We start from the raw sequence: 15,232 nt of genomic DNA on the forward strand, positions 1-15,232 counted from the left end.
GCTAGGCCTTCCAGTCGGGCAGCACTCGCACGACAAGCGATCCGGGATCCACCCGTCCGTTTACCGCGAGGGCGAGCCCAAAGTCGTCTCCGTCTAACTGGATCGGTTCTGGTTTGGTGACCGAGAGCGCGTAATTGGTCGCCTGCACATAGCTGACATTGCGGGTGTCGTGCACGAGGTCGATAATCTTGCGACCGGTCTTCGTCTTGCGCAGAACTCCGTTTTCCCAGCCAATCTTGTTCCAGATGCGCAGCCACGAAAACGCGCCGAGCGGTTTGAGTGCCACAACGTCGAGTCGACCGTCATCGAGCTTCGCGTCCGGGATCAGCAGCACGCCACCCGGCATCAGCCCGCAGTTGCCGATCATGACCGTGTACACCGAAAGCGGCTTCACCTCGGAGCCGTCGACCGAGAAGTGAATCTGCAGGGGCTTATCGGTCAGGATCGTGCGCACCCCAGCATCGACGTAGGCGAGCCAGCCGACACGCCTCTTGAGCGTCGACCTGGTTGCAGAGATCGCGCGTGCGTCGAGGCCCATTCCCGCGAGCACGAGAAATACGTGGTCGCTTTCTGAATCGTCTTCGCGCACGATGGTGAGGATCCCGAGATCAATCTTGCGGTTGACGCCACTGAAGGCGGCCTGCACTGCTTCACTGACCTTGGTGAGGGGAACGCCGAGATTACGAGCGAGAAGATTGCCGGTGCCCTGCGGAACGATGGTGAGCGGAACCCCTGTGCCCCGCAACGCCTCCGCTACCGCGCGGATCGTGCCGTCGCCGCCGCTTGCGATCACAACGCTCGCGCCATCCTCCACGGCCTGTTTTGTGGCGCCCACCCCGGCATCGTCTTCAGCTGTTTCGTACCAGCGAGCTGCGGCCCACCCCGACTCTTGCTCGCCCTGGGCGACAGCTGCGCGCAACTGGTCGAGATCTGTTTTGAACGGTTGATACACAACGGCGACGACTGGCTGCGGTTGCGAGGTGGCTTCGGGCATGCCCCAAGGGTACTCGTGCCGGTGGGGCATTTGGGGTTTTGGGTGCGGTCTCTTTGGCCAGAACATATGTTCTCGGCGAGAGGCCATCGTTGCTGCGTCTATACGGTGGCCTTTCGACGAGACCGTGGCTCGTCGGCGCTGTCGGTTGGTGAGGATGCGGCCGCTCCCCATGAATGTCAGAGGGTGCGGGGTAAGCTTGCTCATGTGATCGATCCAGTACTCCTCCGCAACGATCCCGAGTCCGTCAAGCGTTCGCAGCGCGCCCGAGGCAACAGCGAGGCGGTGGTGGATGAAGCGCTCGCCGCAGACGCTTCGCGCCGTGCCGCGCTGACCGAGTTTGAGTCGCTGCGCGCCGAGCAGAATGAGTTCGGCAAGCAGGTGAAGTCAGCGCCGAAGGAAGAGAAGCAGGCCCTGATCGCGCAGGCGCAGCAGCTCGCCGCCGGTGTGAAGGCTGCCGAGGCCCGCGCGAAAGAAGCGGACGCCGCGTTTGACGCCATTGCTGCCCGTATCGAGAACATCGTGATCGACGGTGTGCCGAGCGGCGGCGAAGAGAACTTTGTGACGCTGCGCGAGGTTGGCGAACGTTCAAGCTTCGATTTTGAACCGCGAGACCACCTGGAACTGGGTGAGCTGCTGGGTGCCATCGACATGGAGCGCGGCGCGAAGGTGTCGGGTGCTCGCTTTTACTTCTTGCGTGGCGTCGGCGCACGGCTCGAAATTGCGCTCATGAACATGGCTCTGGATCGGGCGATGCAGCACGGCTTCACCCCGCTCATCACGCCGACACTCGTGAAGCCCGAGATTATGAACGGCACGGGTTTCTTGGGCGAACACGCCTCCGAGGTGTACCACCTGCCCGAGCAAGACCTCTACCTCACCGGTACAAGCGAGGTCGCGCTTGCCGGGTATCACGCGAGCGAGATCCTCGACCTCGAAGACGGTGCCATTCGCTACGCCGGATGGTCGACCTGTTACCGCAGCGAGGCTGGTTCGCACGGTAAGGATACGCGCGGCATCTTGCGCGTGCACCAGTTCAACAAACTCGAGATGTTTGTGTACACCGACCCCGCCGACGCCGAGGCTGAGCACGAACGTCTCGTCTCGTACCAGGAGGAGATGCTGCAGGAGCTCGGCCTGCACTACCGTGTGATCGACGTGGCTGCGGGGGATCTCGGATCCAGTGCGGCTCGCAAGTTCGACATCGAGGCATGGGTTCCGACCCAGGGCACCTACCGCGAGCTCACCTCGACGAGTAACTGCACGAGTTACCAGGCCCGGCGCCTGTCGACCCGCTTCCGCACTGAGAGCGGCAAGACCGCTCCGGTTGCCACGCTCAACGGCACACTTGCCACGACCCGGTGGCTTGTGGCGATCCTCGAGACGCACCAGCAAGCGGACGGCAGCGTCGTTGTTCCCGAGGCGCTGCGCCCGTACCTCGGTGGACTTGAAGTACTGACCCCACTCGACACTGCTGCGCGCAAGAAAGGGTAGGCATGCTGGCTAAAGTTTCGGATCCTGAGCGCCACCTCATCGCACTCGACCTCGACGGCACCGTGCTGAACCACTCGGGGCCGGGCGCCGGCGACGATCCGCTCTCGGGCGCCATCGATCCCGGTCTGAGCGATGCGATTCGGACGCTGCACGAAACCGGGCACGAGGTTGTCATCGCGACCGGTCGCTCTGTCGATGCGACACTGCCGATCGTGGAGAAACTGAGGATTCGGCCGCAGTGGGTTATCGCCTGCAACGGTGCCGTGACCCTAAAGCGTGATCCGCTCGCTCACCGCGCTTACCGGCGCGAATACGTCGAGGCGTTTGACCCCACCGATGCGCTGCTCAAGATTCGCACGCAGCTCGCGACGGCTCGATACGCGGTAGAACTCGCCGACGGCGGGATTCTCTACACTGAGGTGATTCCAACGGGCACACTCCCGGCCGAGCAGAAGCAGGTTCCGTTCGAGGAGCTGCTCGGGGTGCAGGCGTCGCGAGTGGTTGTGGTCTCACCAGACCACCGCTTCGAAGAGTTCGTCGGTGCCGTTGAGTCGCTCGGTCTGACTCACGTGTCGTACGCGGTTGGAAGCACCTCTTGGCTTGATATTGCCCCCGACGGGGTGACCAAAGCGAGCGCGCTCGAGACGGTTGCGTCGAAGCTTGGAATCGACCACTCACGTGTGTTCGCGGCGGGCGACGGCCGCAACGACATCGACATGCTGCAGTGGGCCGCCCGCTTCGGTGACTCTGTGGCGATGGGCCAGGCTGATCCTGAGGTGCAGGCTGCCGCCGGGCGCGTGACGGGGACCATCGACGAGGGCGGCCTGCTGACCGCTCTGCGCGATCGTTTTCCGATCCTGCTGTAGCTGAGTGCAAGAGAGGCTCAAAGCTTTGCTAAGCTTTTCGGCGGAGGGTTGTCCGAGCGGCCGAAGGAGCTTGTCTTGAAAACAAGTGGGCGGAAACGTCTCAGGAGTTCGAATCTCCTACCCTCCGCGTGAAGAAACCCCCGGTCAGATATTGGATCTGAGACCGGGGGTTTCTTGATTTAGGGTTAGAATTCTTCGGAATGTGGCCCACGTGATACTTGGTTTGGGGAGTCGGAGCCCGTTTTGTTCTAGTAGCCGACTGAAGTGCTGCTAGAACTTCAAAGTTGCTGACCTGTCACCCAAATTATGACCTTCCTGGAGAGACCGAGCTGTCGAGAAATTAGCGGATTCGCAACGCAGTCTCCTAGGGGGCGGAGCGGGACGAGCTAGGAGGGGGCGGAAATCTCAATTTATATCGAGTACGTGGGTTATCAGCTAAGCGATTTTCTACACATCTAGTGCAGCCGTCCTGATGCTGACGTGTTTGGGTTGAAGGCTATCCCGTGAAGCTATTCTGCATTCGTAGCCGCACTATCGGCTGCGCTCTCGTTGGGAGCGGACATGGTGATCCGGAGCTTGCAATGTCGTGTTTTGTGACTTGCAAAGGTGCACGTTGAAAACGTGAAGTTAAAACGATTTCTCATTCTGAAATGGGGAGTTGCTGAAGAAGCTGGCCACTAAACGACTACCTGCCTGCGAAAGTCACGCTCCCAATGGAAATTGTAAAAGGTCCGTGTCTCTTCTCGAGTGTTCCAAGCTGTGCAATCGTTTCCCGCTAGCCGCTCGATGGCGTAGTTGCGAGCTGCACCTGCGGGCAAGAGGTCACTGACTCGAACTTTGCCGCTTGCATCTACACCGACGTAGCCTTTGCCGTAAAGCTCGTCGCATCCAAATCTGCAGTTCAGCATTGCAACGGCTGTTAGTTGTCGCCTCTCGATCTCGGAACACAACGATCTACGTTTGATGTGAGCGGCAGTAAGGAATTCAACCGGGATGATTTCGCCGCAGAGATCGCATCCCGCTAAGGATGCGCGACCCAGCAGTGTGGCCTTTAGCGTACTCTGCTCGAGACGACGTTTAGCAATGACAGCCCGATCGGTTTCGTCAAGATCTAACGTCAGGCTTTGTAGCGAGTCAGCGATAGACGCTTCTTCATAGGAACTCTCTTCTCGATTGAGATAGCGGAGCAACGATGCACTTTGTTTCTCACTGAGGACTGCGAATTCTTGAACGTTTGCGCGAGGTGAGCGTTCGATAAGTGGGTTGAGCGTCGAGTACGGCACATCCAATGCTTCAATCTGAGCGACCGCGAACATTAACTCCCAGGTTTGGGTGTGCCCGTTCGCGGTGGTCGTATCTCCCCAGATCTGACGGGCGAATTCCGCGCTTCGAAATACGTTCGTTATTACCGCCCCCGCGAACAACTTCCCGCCAGCAGCGAATGCCATGTAGTCCCCGGCTCTCAGCCGGCTCCACTTGGCTACTTGCTGGGAAGACTCTCCCGGTTTAGCGCCCCAGAGCCTCAGCTCACCACTTGGATGCGTGGTTTGTAGTTCCTCGACTGTCTCAGATGGAAGGAAGCGGTTCGCCATTTCAATCTGAACTGAAGACTCGATTGTGTCTGCAAAATGCTTGCGTGAGGCACTATTCGCTGCTGGTTGAAGCGCTACTAATGTCATGGGTGATCAATCCTCAAAATCCGAGTATTTGACTGCGTTGCCTCGCGAACGCTCGATTGGATATTTGTCCCCATTCAGTCGCAGCTTGCGCTCGAAGGCTGCGGAAAGATCGACATCGGCTCGATCGGCGATCTGGACTACGTAGGCGAGACAATCTGCGAGTTCATCTTCGAAGTTACGCCGAAGCTTCGGGCTCGTGAGTGCTACTTCAATTTCGGAATCTGGAATCCACTGCACGGTCGCTGCAAGCTCACCCACCTCACCCGCGAGAGCGAGGACCAGGTTTCGATGTGAATGGAACTGTCCCCACTCGCGCTCGCTATTGAAAACCCTCAAAGCGTCACGAATGGACTCCAAGTCTCTAAAGGTTGCCTCATTGGGATCAGACATAGTCTGAGCCTACCCGGTTCTTCAAACTGTTCTTCGAGAGGAACGAGAAATGAGAAGTTGCCAGATGCGCTTGCTTGCTGTGCCAGCCATGCAGAAATGTTTCCCGAGGTTTCACCCTTGATTAGGGGTCTACTGCGTTGATTATTGCTGTCACCGCTTATCAATAAATATGCTTCTGCAGTTCACTCCGCATTGGAAACTGCTCTGCGCGAAGAACGTGTCGTTCAATACCTCGCATCGCGGGAGGCGCTATTCAGCTGGCTAGATCTCAGGCTTCCCAAGAACGACCATCGTAAGTGACAATATCCGTTTGTAACTGAGACCGGGGGTCTTGTGTCTGAGAACCTCCGCCTCCGCATGTCAGCCGGTATTGGCAAGCCAGCCGGTCAGAATGTGCGATTTTGATCCGGCTGAGGTGCGACCACCGGCCGACAGGGTGTGCGTTCGCGTGCGCGTGTGCGTGCGCGATCGAGTGTAGCCATATTGCTAGTTGACGCGAGGTGAACTAGCAATATGGCTACACCGGATTGGCTGGGTGCGGTGCACAGTGCGCGGAGTGGCTGAGCGCGATGCGCAGCGCATGGGTCAGGAGCGCTTGGGTTAGGCGCGGGGTTAGCGTGGGTTAGGCGCGGGCGCGGAAGCCCGCCCACCCGGGCTACCCCAGGCCCGCGGCCCGCAGAGCGTCTGCCATCGCGGTGTTGGTGGGGGCGGGCTTGCGGGCTGCGGGGCGCTGATCCGACTTCTGGCCCTGCTGCCGGCCCTTTGCTCCTTGGGAACGCTGAGATCCCTGGGGGCGACCGCCTGCGGCACCACCGCCGTTCCGGGCGCCGCCTGAGGGCACCTCGTCAGTAAGCCTGAGGGTGAGCGAGATGCGCTTGCGCGGCACATCGACTTCCAGCACCTTCGCGCGCACCACGTCGCCGGGCTTCACGACATCGCGCGGGTTCGAGATGAATCGGTCGCTGAGCGCCGAGATGTGGATGAGTCCATCTTGGTGCACTCCCACGTCAACAAAGGCACCAAACGCGGCGACGTTGGTGACAACTCCCTCAAGAATCATGCCGGGGCGCAGGTCAGACACGGTGTTGACGCCTGCGGCGAAGGTTGCGGTCGCGAATGAGGGGCGGGGATCCCGCCCCGGCTTCTCAAGCTCCGCGAGCACATCGGTGATCGTGGGCAGACCAAAGGACTCGCTCACAAACTCGGCCGGACGCACTCGCGAAAGCACCTGGGTGTTGCCGATGAGACCGGGCACGTCTGAGGCGGTCGACTTCGCGAGCTGGTCGACGAGCGCGTAACTTTCGGGGTGCACACCCGAGGCATCGAGTGGGTTCTTGCCGCCGCGGATGCGCAAGAACCCGGCGCAGAGCTCGAAGGCCTTCGGGCCCAAGCGGGGCACCTTTTTGAGGGCGGCGCGAGAATCAAAGGGGCCGTTGAGGTCGCGGTGCAGCACGATGCTTTCGGCGAGTCCTGATCCGATACCAGACACCCGCGTGAGCAGGGGAGCCGACGCCGTGTTCAGGTCGACACCCACACCGTTCACACAGTCCTCAACCACGGCATCCAGTGCTCGCGAGAGCGCGATGTCGGGAAGGTCGTGCTGATACTGGCCCACACCGATCGACTTGGGATCAATCTTCACGAGTTCGGCGAGAGGATCCTGCAGCCTGCGCGCGATCGACACCGCTCCGCGAATCGAGACGTCGAGCCCGGGCAGCTCTTGCGATGCGAACGCCGAGGCCGAGTAGACGGAGGCGCCAGCCTCAGAGACCATGACCTTTGTGAGCTTGCGGGCAGGATCCCGCGCCACGAGCGCGACGAGTTCTGCCGCAAGTGCATCGGTCTCGCGCGACGCCGTGCCGTTGCCGATCGCGACCAGCTCAACGTTGTGCGCTGTCACCAGTGCGTCGAGCTTGACGAGCGACTCCTGCCACTTGTTGTGCGGAGCGTGCGGGTAGATCGTGTCGTGCGCGAGTACCTTGCCGGTGGCATCGACGACCGCGACCTTGGTGCCCGTGCGCAGACCGGGATCAAGGCCCAGCGTGGTGCGCTCACCCGCGGGGGCCGCGAGCAGCAGGTCCCGTAGGTTCGAAGCGAACACCGTGATCGCGGCCTCTTCTGCCTGTTCGCGCAGCTTCGAGCGAACATCAAGCTCGAGGCGCACGAGAATGCGTCCGCGCCAGCTGACTCGCACCGCTTCCAGCAGCCATGCGTCAGCGGCACGACCCTGGTCACTGATGCCGAAGGTGGTAGCAATCGCCATCTCGTAGGGGGAGATGACGCGGCCGCTCGCGCTGGACTCGGCAGCATCCGACGGCTCGGGGTCAACCGAGAGTGTCAGTACCTCTTCGCTCGCTCCGCGGAAGAGCGCCAGGATGCGGTGGGAGGGCATCTTAGAAATTGCCTCGGAGAACTCGAAGTAGTCGGCGAACTTCGCGCCCTTCTCCGCGGCACCCTTCTTCACTGCCGACACCATGCGCCCCTCAGCCCACAGCTTGTCGCGCAGGCGCCCAATCAGGTCGGCGTCTTCGCCAAAGCGCTCGGTAAGAATGTTGCGGGCGCCGTCGAGCGCGCTGGTGGTGTCGGGCACCTCCTTCTCGGCGTCCACGTACTGCTGCGCCGCGACTGCGGGCTCCAGCGTCGGATCACTCAGCAAGGCGTCGGCGAGCGGCTCAAGGCCCGCCTCGCGCGCGATCTGGGCCCGCGTGCGGCGCTTGGTTTTGTAGGGAAGGTAGATGTCTTCGAGGCGCGCCTTCGACTCTGCGAGGTTGATCTGGGCGGTGAGCTCGGGAGTGAGCTTGCCCTGTTCCCGAATCGCTTCGAGAATGGTGATCCGTCGCTCGGCCAGCTCCCGCAGGTACCGCAGTCGCTCTTCGAGGGTGCGCAGTTGGATGTCGTCGAGACCACCCGTCGCTTCCTTGCGATAGCGCGCGATAAACGGCACGGTTGATCCGCCATCGAGAAGTGCGATTGTTGCCTGCACCTGCTCATGTCGCACACCAAGTTCGGTGGCGATCTGGTGTTCTATGGACGGAGCGGTGGGGGCTGCGGTGGTGCGTGTTTCAGAAGTCACCACATCATTCTTGCAGGGTTTTGGGGTCGGTTCGGGGGCGCCAGCGTGTCGGCCGGTACTGGCACCTCGGCCGGTCAAAAAAGCCCGATCTGACCGGCTGGCGTGTGAGCACCGGCTGGGAGCTGGGGCTGGGGGCAGTGGCTGGGAGCTGGGGCTGGGGGCAGTGGCTGGGGGCTGGGCCCTAGCCCAGCGGATGCGGTGCCATAGGGATCTCGTCGAGCCCCTCGTCTTCTTCGGGCTTGGGGTCGCGGGCGTCCGCGTACGCAAAGGCGAGTGACGCGATGGCCAGGGCGAACGTGATGATTCCGAGTGGATTGCAGAGCGCAATCGACATCTCGCTCGAGAAGGCGGATCCCGCAGCCTTGCTCAGGATCGACACCAGCTCGTGGTCAACGTTGTTCGGCACGGTGAGACCGAAACCGATGGCGCAGGTCCAAGAGAGGATCAGGGTGACGATCGTCGCGCGGCCCGTGCGGCGGCCCCGATCCCGAGTCACACGCAAGCGATGGGCCAGCCAGAGTTGCAGTGCGGCGTATGCGAGTCCGATGGTCGGAACGAACCACCAGCTCAGCCAGCCACCGATGCCAAATAGCCAGTGGCCGGCGCTCATCCACAGCGCCAATACCACTCCGCCGATTGCCACAATACGGCTGCTCACCGGTTGCTCCTTCGTTCGTGCTGGGTTTCTCGCGGGCCCGCAAAACGCGGCGCGCACCACTAGCCAAGCAGATTTCGCATCCAGATGCGAAAGGTGCTATTCTCGAACGGTTGTCATCGCAAGGTGGCTACGCCCTGATAGCTCAGCGGTAGAGCACTTCCATGGTAAGGAAGGGGTCCCGGGTTCAAGTCCCGGTCGGGGCTCTGACTCTCTGGCCCGCCTCGTGCGGGTCAGTTTGGCTGAGTAGCTCAGCTGGTTAGAGCGCACGACTCATAATCGTGAGGTCGCGGGATCGAGCCCCGCCTCAGCTACAGAGAGTCACCTGAAACCCCCGGTTATCCGGGGGTTTTTGCGTTGGTGCTAGTTTTTATCTGTGGCTGAGGTCGTGCGTGCACCAAAGCCTTGATCTCTCGCTACCCCGCACCGAACCACTTCTCGTGCCCCCTTCATCAGCTTGAGGGGCTTCATTGGCCGGAAACCGATGCCCGAGTTCCGGGCCATCACAAAGATGTTCGTTCGCTCGGGCATCTGGTTAAGCGGGTCGCGCCGTGGTGTTCGCGTTAGTTGGTTAGCTGTTTGTGACGAAGCACGCCCGGGGGTTGGCAACCGGTTTTCCGTCAGGCGACCAGGTCACATCACTCACATCGGTTTCACCGGCATGGGTCCCGCACCACGCGAACCAGCCAGAGGTTACCCTGAGCGTGAGATTCTTCGAGCTATAGCTCCACGAGCCTCCGGGGTTCTTTGCCGCGACAGGAAGCCCGTACTCATAGCCCGCCGTGACGTCGGTCTGGACATTCCCGAACCAGTACCCGTCCGAAGCGGCAACCGCGATCGTTTCGTTCTGAACCTTAATCTGGGCGCCCGGCTGTGCATACCCGGACACGAAGAAGGAGATGCCCGTTTTCGTTCCGGTGGGGCCGTCAACCAGAGTCCGCGTCATGTCCGTGGGACCCGCCGTAATCGTGACCGGCGTCGGGGTGCTGGACTCCACTCCCGATCGAACAGACGAATCAACCGTTGAGGCAAACGCTGGCGTGGCAACCGAAGCGGCCAGAGCCAGTGCGGCGGCACCGCTAGCGATGGCGACAGTGAATGGTCGTTTCACAATGAACTCCTCTTCAGGGCTCTGCAGCCCTTCTTGCTGTATTGATGCCTCAGAGGTCCTTGTCACATGGGCGAGGACTTCCTCGCTCGCCAAACGGATCGTCGATCTGACCAGCGAGCGACGGGGCACCTCAACCTAACATGAACACCAATTTGCTCTAGGCCATACTCATAAGCCGTTCCAGTTGTCAATGTCTTGACCTGCATAACACGTCGCTGGTTAATATTGCTGCGTGGTCACGTATGTTGACGGCCAACGGGGGCGGGAAATTGGGGCCAATACGCGACCTCAAGGATCCGATTCCTGAAGCACAAGCGGCAGGCGACCACACGTTCTTTTGTCGTGGGGGAGCTAAAGATCGGATACGCGTAGATGTTGCTTAAACCGTTGGGTCGTAAGAGCGTGACTTCCGGACGACCGCTGATGGCGGCGGTCGTCAGCCTGGTTGTGGTGTGTTTGGTCGCGGCTCCCGCGGCGGCTACAGCTCCGGCTCCGGTCGATCCCGTAGAGCCGACGGTCGAATCCTCCGCTCCGTCCGCGCCAGCGGTCAAAACGATAGCCCCGCAGTCGGAAGTCCCCGAGTTGCTTTCACCCGCTGCACCTCCGGGATCCGAGGCGGCGCCGACTGAGGACACCCCCGCTGAGGGCGCAGAGGAACAGCCAGACGCGAAGGCTGCTGCTGATGCCGACGAAGATCCTGGTGTGGGGGTCCTCTCCGTGTCTGACGCAGTGGCTGCGGTCTTGGCGGATGGCACCGCGGTCTTTGACGCCGATGACGACCCGGGCAACGATAGTGGTCCGCAAAACGGCATCGTGCGGACCAACGACACAGTGCAGTACCGATTTAACGTCAACACGAGCACAGCTTCAACTAATCCCTTTCTGACCTCGACTCTCCCAGCGGGTATGGAGTGGCAGGCTGCCCCACCGCAGTGCGACGGCACCGGTACCGTCCCAAACGTCACCGGAGTGTACGACTCGGTGACGGGTAATCCGGGCGGGGATCGCCGAGTGCTGGTCTGCCAGACACAGTCTTCGGGCAGTTCATCTTCGAAAGAGATCAGCCCGATTGCGCGAGTCACTACTGAGTCACTCAATGGGCAATCCAAGGTCGTCTCCTTCAGCGCCGGTGACGAGGAGACTCCCGTTCCGGTCCAATCAAATTCCGTGTCCACGACAGTTTCTGCGGGGGCGTTTTACGACCTCAGGAAGATGCCGCTGACTTTGAGCGGCACTGCCACGGGACCTGGCCCCGGGGGAACTGAGCAGGGGCACTGGCGGGCATACGGGATCGGCATCACGGTAAAGCACCCCACCCGCACGGGGGCGGAAGGCCTCAAGGGAATTACGCAGCTTGCCTCTCCCATTACGTTCACCGATGATTTGGCGGCCTACTCTCCGAATGCGCGGCTTATGAACTGGGGAACTGGTGGCGCAGGCTGTAGCCAGGGCGGTGTGTACGGCTCGGTCACTCCCATGCCTCACTCGAGTTTGGCAAAGCCGGGTGCCACAACGAGTAATGCGGTTGTCGATTCGGGAGTTCTGTCTTGTGTGAGCGACGAGGCCCCCGGGGGTACCTTCAGCCTCACCTTTACGGGCACTGACACACGTGGACTGTCGTATCCGACAGCGACCGCCACCAATAATCCGCTGCCCCCGGGGGAGTACTGGGTGGCAACTGGTGCGGTTGTCGTGTGGATTCCGATTCAAGACGTGCTCGACGCGGGCGGGCAGCTGACCGTAAACAACGAGTACAGGGACTTCGATCCCGATGATGTGACGGGCCGGTCAAACTACGGTGACGGAATGGAGCCCCTGGAAAACAACAGGACGTCGCTCTCGGTCAACGCGGGCATGTACACCGCGACGAAGTCTTACCGAGATTTTGTTACGGGGAGCAATCCCACGGGGGCAACCGGTATTCGAAGCGGGGATCTGAGGGTCTCTCCCGGAAGTCAGGTGATCTCGCGGCTGGAATTTACACGCACGCTCGCGGAGGCCGAGAACACGATTGTGTGCGATGTGTTCGACCGATCCTCACAACAGCTGACGACGCTTTCGGGGTCGTCATCGCCCACCCGCGCGACAGTCGCGAGTGTCCCTGCCGAGAACTACGTGATTGAGTATGGCGCGCCTGCGTCGTACCCGCAGACCTTTGCGCAGATGCGGGCTACAACCTGTGAAGACGGCGATGCGACCTGGTCGACAGACCCGAGTGATGCTGCTCTGGGTGGGGCATTAACAAGCGACGGCTACCGCAACAGCGTGGACCGCGTGCGTTTGCGGCTTCTCGTCCCGATTCCGATCGGCTCCGGTGCAATGATTTCCACAGGGCTTCGATTTACGGGAACCTCGACTCTCGACCCCGCCAATAACGCCGACGGCACGCTTCTCACGAACTTCGGAAGGTTTCGCGCGGGCACCTCACCCGTGTGGCTTGCGAACACTTTTGACCCCGTGACCTTTGCTGGGACAACCACGGGGGACAGGGCTCGGCTCGTGCCCGGTGAGGTGCGAGTCGATAAAACCGTTGCGGAGCAGGTGCCGGGGTCGGGTATTCAGGTGGCCCCGGGAACAGACGCGCTGTATACGCTACAGCCCTCGGTATCGACCAATGGCGCCGTCGGGGATCCGGTTCGTGACGTCGTGGTCACTGATCTGATGCCGACCACGACGCCGCGCCTCACGGTGAATCCGCTGAGCGTCAACGTGCCCCCGGGCACGCAGGTTGAGTTCTGCGCCCTGTGTGACGGTAGCGACTGGTCTTCCACTCCAGAGGGAACGAACTACGGCGTCCGCTGGTTGCTCGGCGACGTCGTCCCGGGCACCGCGCTTCCGTCGCTGCATTACTCAGCCCGGATACCGGTGGATGCTCCGAACGGTTTGCAGTACAGAAACACCGCTGTCGCGAGTTCTCCAGACGATCCATCGACCGAGGAACAAAGGTCGGACTCCGTGACAATTCAGGTCGTTGCGGGAGCCACCGTCTACGCGACGAAGTCTACGGCCACCCCCTATCGGCCCTTGGCGGGCCCACTGGTCTGGGATCTCACCGTGCGAAATGCCACACCGAACCCGATGACTCGGCTTGACGCGATCGACGTGTTGCCCTCGAATGGTGACGGTCGAGCGCCGGAGTCTTCTTTCTCGGGAGGGTTCAGCGCCATCGCTGTGAGCGGCCTGCCCAGTGAGATGTCCAGTTGGGTTACGACCCTGGATCCCGCGGTGCTCGACGCGCAAGATGGCGTCGTTGATGGATTCGCCGACCCAGGATCGCCGGGAGACTCGTGGTACGTGGCGCCTGGAACCGGGGTGTGGTCGTGCACGGTTGCCCAGGTCGGAACGACAGGGTGTCCCAGCGCAGAGGACGTGACGGCCGCGCGGTTCTCGAGTCTGCCCAACCCGCCGGCCCCGGTCTTGGACCCACTCGAGACTCTCACCTGGCAGCTCAGTCTTGTTCCCACCGGTGATGCCGTTGGAGACACCTACACGAACCGATTCCGGGGACGCGTAAATCCTGAGGTGCTTGTGTTGCCGGTCTCGTCGCCAGATGTTCCGATCCAGGTGCAGGCTCCCCAGGTTGAAGTCGTCAAACAGACGTGCACGGCGGCTGATCCTGATCTGTGCGCAGCCTCTGATGATTCGGTTTGGGCGGAGACGAACACGGTTCGTCCCGGAGACGAGGGCGTGTTCCGTATCGTCGTAACGAACACCTCAGCCATTGGCGGGGCGGTGACGGTCTCTGACGTGCTTCCCGCGGGGCTCACCTTCGTTCCTGGGTCTGCGGACGCATCCGTCGGAGATGTGTCGGGTTTTGTGCCGGAGTGGCGTGTGGGACTTTTGGCGGCTGGTGACTCAGCTACGATGACGTTCCGCGTTGTGATTCCCGCGGTTGGCACCCAGAGCAACAGTGTCGACGCAGAGATTGAAGACCGCTTTGGTCAGACTGACGAAGACACCGACACGGCAGAGCTTGTTGCGGCTCCGACGATTGTGACGGTGGAAAAGAACGTGATTGGCTCCTCGGTAGGGCCGGACGGAGTCGGCGACGTAACCTACGAGCTCGTGGTCACAAACTCGGGGGTGTTTGAGGAGCAGTATTCACTGGAGGACGCGCTCAAGTTTGGGGACGGCATCACCGTTGATTCACCGTCGGTAGAGAACGTTGTCCCTGGAGACCTAGTTGTGAACCCGGAATGGGACGGCATCACGAACGTTGATGTTGCCTCTGACATCGCTATAGCCGCGGGTGAAGTGCACCGCTATCGCGTTGAGGTGCCGATCCTGGTGCCCGGTGGGCTGACGCCCGGGCAGTCGCAGTGTGATGCGGGGGGCGGGCTTGCAAACACCGCGGCGGTGTCTGGTGTGGGCGTGAACGATTCGGCCGATGCGTGCACGGACGCTCCCGAATCGAGCGTAGAGATCAAGAAGACCGGACCTGCGACGGTGACGGCAGGAAACACGATCACCTGGAGTATTCGCGTGTCTAACACGGGAGACTTTGATGCCAGCGGGATCGTCGTCGAGGATGCCCTCCCGAAAGGACTCAAGTTTGAGTCGGCAACCGGGGGAGGGGTGGAGACCGACGGCACGGTTAGATGGACGCTGCCGGATCTGGCCGTCGGCAACAACGCTGAGCTGAGTGTGACAGCGAGCCTGGCCGATGGGGCGGAGGGGCAGATCGAGAACTGTGCCGATGCCGTACCGCCTGTTGGATGGGCCGAAATTGAGCCATCGTGCGCGACCACGGAGATCGTGCCCGACGGTACGCTACCGCCAGGTGGCGGCACCGGAGGCAAGCTGCCACAGACCGGCGCTAGCCTCAACCTTGAAGCGATCCTGTTCGCCGGCTTGGGGATCGCACTCGGAGCCTCGCTGATTCGGCGGCGTCGAGTGAGGTGGCTCTGAGGCCCGTGCGTTTGCGCGGCGGGTGCGCCACTCTCGCCTAACGAGAGGCACGGTTGCTGACCGGC

9 protein-coding genes and 3 tRNA genes are annotated in these 15,232 nt (G+C 61.4%); 6 read left to right on the forward strand and 6 right to left on the reverse strand.

Annotated elements, in window-relative coordinates:
- Position 1 precedes the first annotated feature (1 nt).
- Positions 2 to 994 carry a diacylglycerol/lipid kinase family protein gene (locus G7068_RS11550; protein ID WP_166292095.1) on the reverse strand — a complete coding sequence of 331 codons (993 nt, stop codon included), beginning with the start codon at positions 992 to 994 and terminating at the stop codon, positions 2 to 4.
- Positions 995 to 1,198: 204 nt separating this feature from the next.
- Here G7068_RS11550 and serS point away from each other — a divergent pair, with 204 nt between their 5' ends.
- The 3 genes from serS (at position 1,199) to G7068_RS11565 (ending at position 3,478) form a co-directional block, all read left to right on the forward strand.
- Complete coding sequence (serS, locus tag G7068_RS11555; RefSeq protein WP_166292096.1) at positions 1,199 to 2,485, forward strand: serine--tRNA ligase; 1,287 nt, start codon at positions 1,199 to 1,201, stop codon at positions 2,483 to 2,485.
- Between the two features lie 2 nt (positions 2,486 to 2,487).
- The gene (locus G7068_RS11560; protein ID WP_166292097.1) at positions 2,488 to 3,351 is read left to right on the forward strand and encodes an HAD family hydrolase; all 864 of its coding nucleotides are present in this window, start codon (positions 2,488 to 2,490) and stop codon (positions 3,349 to 3,351) included.
- Between the two features lie 42 nt (positions 3,352 to 3,393).
- Positions 3,394 to 3,478: transfer RNA gene (locus G7068_RS11565), tRNA-Ser, on the forward strand.
- A 550-nt stretch (positions 3,479 to 4,028) separates the two neighbouring features.
- Here the strand turns inward: G7068_RS11565 and G7068_RS11570 are convergent.
- The 4 genes from G7068_RS11570 to G7068_RS11585 form a co-directional block, all read right to left on the reverse strand.
- Positions 4,029 to 5,030 carry a hypothetical protein gene (locus tag G7068_RS11570; protein ID WP_166292098.1) on the reverse strand — a complete coding sequence of 334 codons (1,002 nt, stop codon included), beginning with the start codon at positions 5,028 to 5,030 and terminating at the stop codon, positions 4,029 to 4,031.
- Positions 5,031 to 5,036: 6 nt separating this feature from the next.
- The gene (locus tag G7068_RS11575; protein ID WP_166292099.1) at positions 5,037 to 5,420 is read right to left on the reverse strand and encodes a nucleotide pyrophosphohydrolase; all 384 of its coding nucleotides are present in this window, start codon (positions 5,418 to 5,420) and stop codon (positions 5,037 to 5,039) included.
- A 655-nt stretch (positions 5,421 to 6,075) separates the two neighbouring features.
- Positions 6,076 to 8,496: a Tex family protein gene (locus G7068_RS11580; protein ID WP_205881290.1), complete on the reverse strand. Its 2,421-nt coding sequence runs from the start codon at positions 8,494 to 8,496 to the stop codon at positions 6,076 to 6,078.
- 178 nt (positions 8,497 to 8,674) lie between these two features.
- Positions 8,675 to 9,151 carry a hypothetical protein gene (locus tag G7068_RS11585; RefSeq protein ID WP_244304478.1) on the reverse strand — a complete coding sequence of 159 codons (477 nt, stop codon included), beginning with the start codon at positions 9,149 to 9,151 and terminating at the stop codon, positions 8,675 to 8,677.
- 131 nt (positions 9,152 to 9,282) lie between these two features.
- On the opposite strand from G7068_RS11585, the gene G7068_RS11590 reads away from it, so the two are divergent.
- Positions 9,283 to 9,354 (forward strand) — tRNA-Thr (locus tag G7068_RS11590).
- Positions 9,355 to 9,388: 34 nt separating this feature from the next.
- A tRNA-Met gene (locus G7068_RS11595) sits at positions 9,389 to 9,462 on the forward strand.
- A 257-nt stretch (positions 9,463 to 9,719) separates the two neighbouring features.
- Here G7068_RS11595 and G7068_RS11600 read toward each other — a convergent pair.
- Positions 9,720 to 10,259 carry a hypothetical protein gene (locus G7068_RS11600; RefSeq protein WP_166292101.1) on the reverse strand — a complete coding sequence of 180 codons (540 nt, stop codon included), beginning with the start codon at positions 10,257 to 10,259 and terminating at the stop codon, positions 9,720 to 9,722.
- A 402-nt stretch (positions 10,260 to 10,661) separates the two neighbouring features.
- Between G7068_RS11600 and G7068_RS11605 the strand changes: the two genes are divergently transcribed.
- A complete protein-coding gene (locus tag G7068_RS11605; RefSeq protein WP_166292102.1) occupies positions 10,662 to 15,167 on the forward strand; it encodes a DUF11 domain-containing protein in 4,506 nt (1,501 codons plus the stop codon).
- Positions 15,168 to 15,232 lie beyond the last annotated feature (65 nt).

This window comes from Leucobacter viscericola (assembly GCF_011299575.1).
Classification (GTDB): domain Bacteria; phylum Actinomycetota; class Actinomycetes; order Actinomycetales; family Microbacteriaceae; genus Leucobacter; species Leucobacter viscericola.

Coding starts and splice junctions, on each gene's coding strand:
- G7068_RS11550 (WP_166292095.1), bottom strand. CDS start 994: ATGCCCGAAGCCACCTCGCAACCGCAGCCAGTCGTCGCCGTTGTGTAT.
- G7068_RS11560 (WP_166292097.1), top strand. CDS start 2,488: ATGCTGGCTAAAGTTTCGGATCCTGAGCGCCACCTCATCGCACTCGAC.
- G7068_RS11570 (WP_166292098.1), bottom strand. CDS start 5,030: ATGACATTAGTAGCGCTTCAACCAGCAGCGAATAGTGCCTCACGCAAG.
- G7068_RS11575 (WP_166292099.1), bottom strand. CDS start 5,420: ATGTCTGATCCCAATGAGGCAACCTTTAGAGACTTGGAGTCCATTCGT.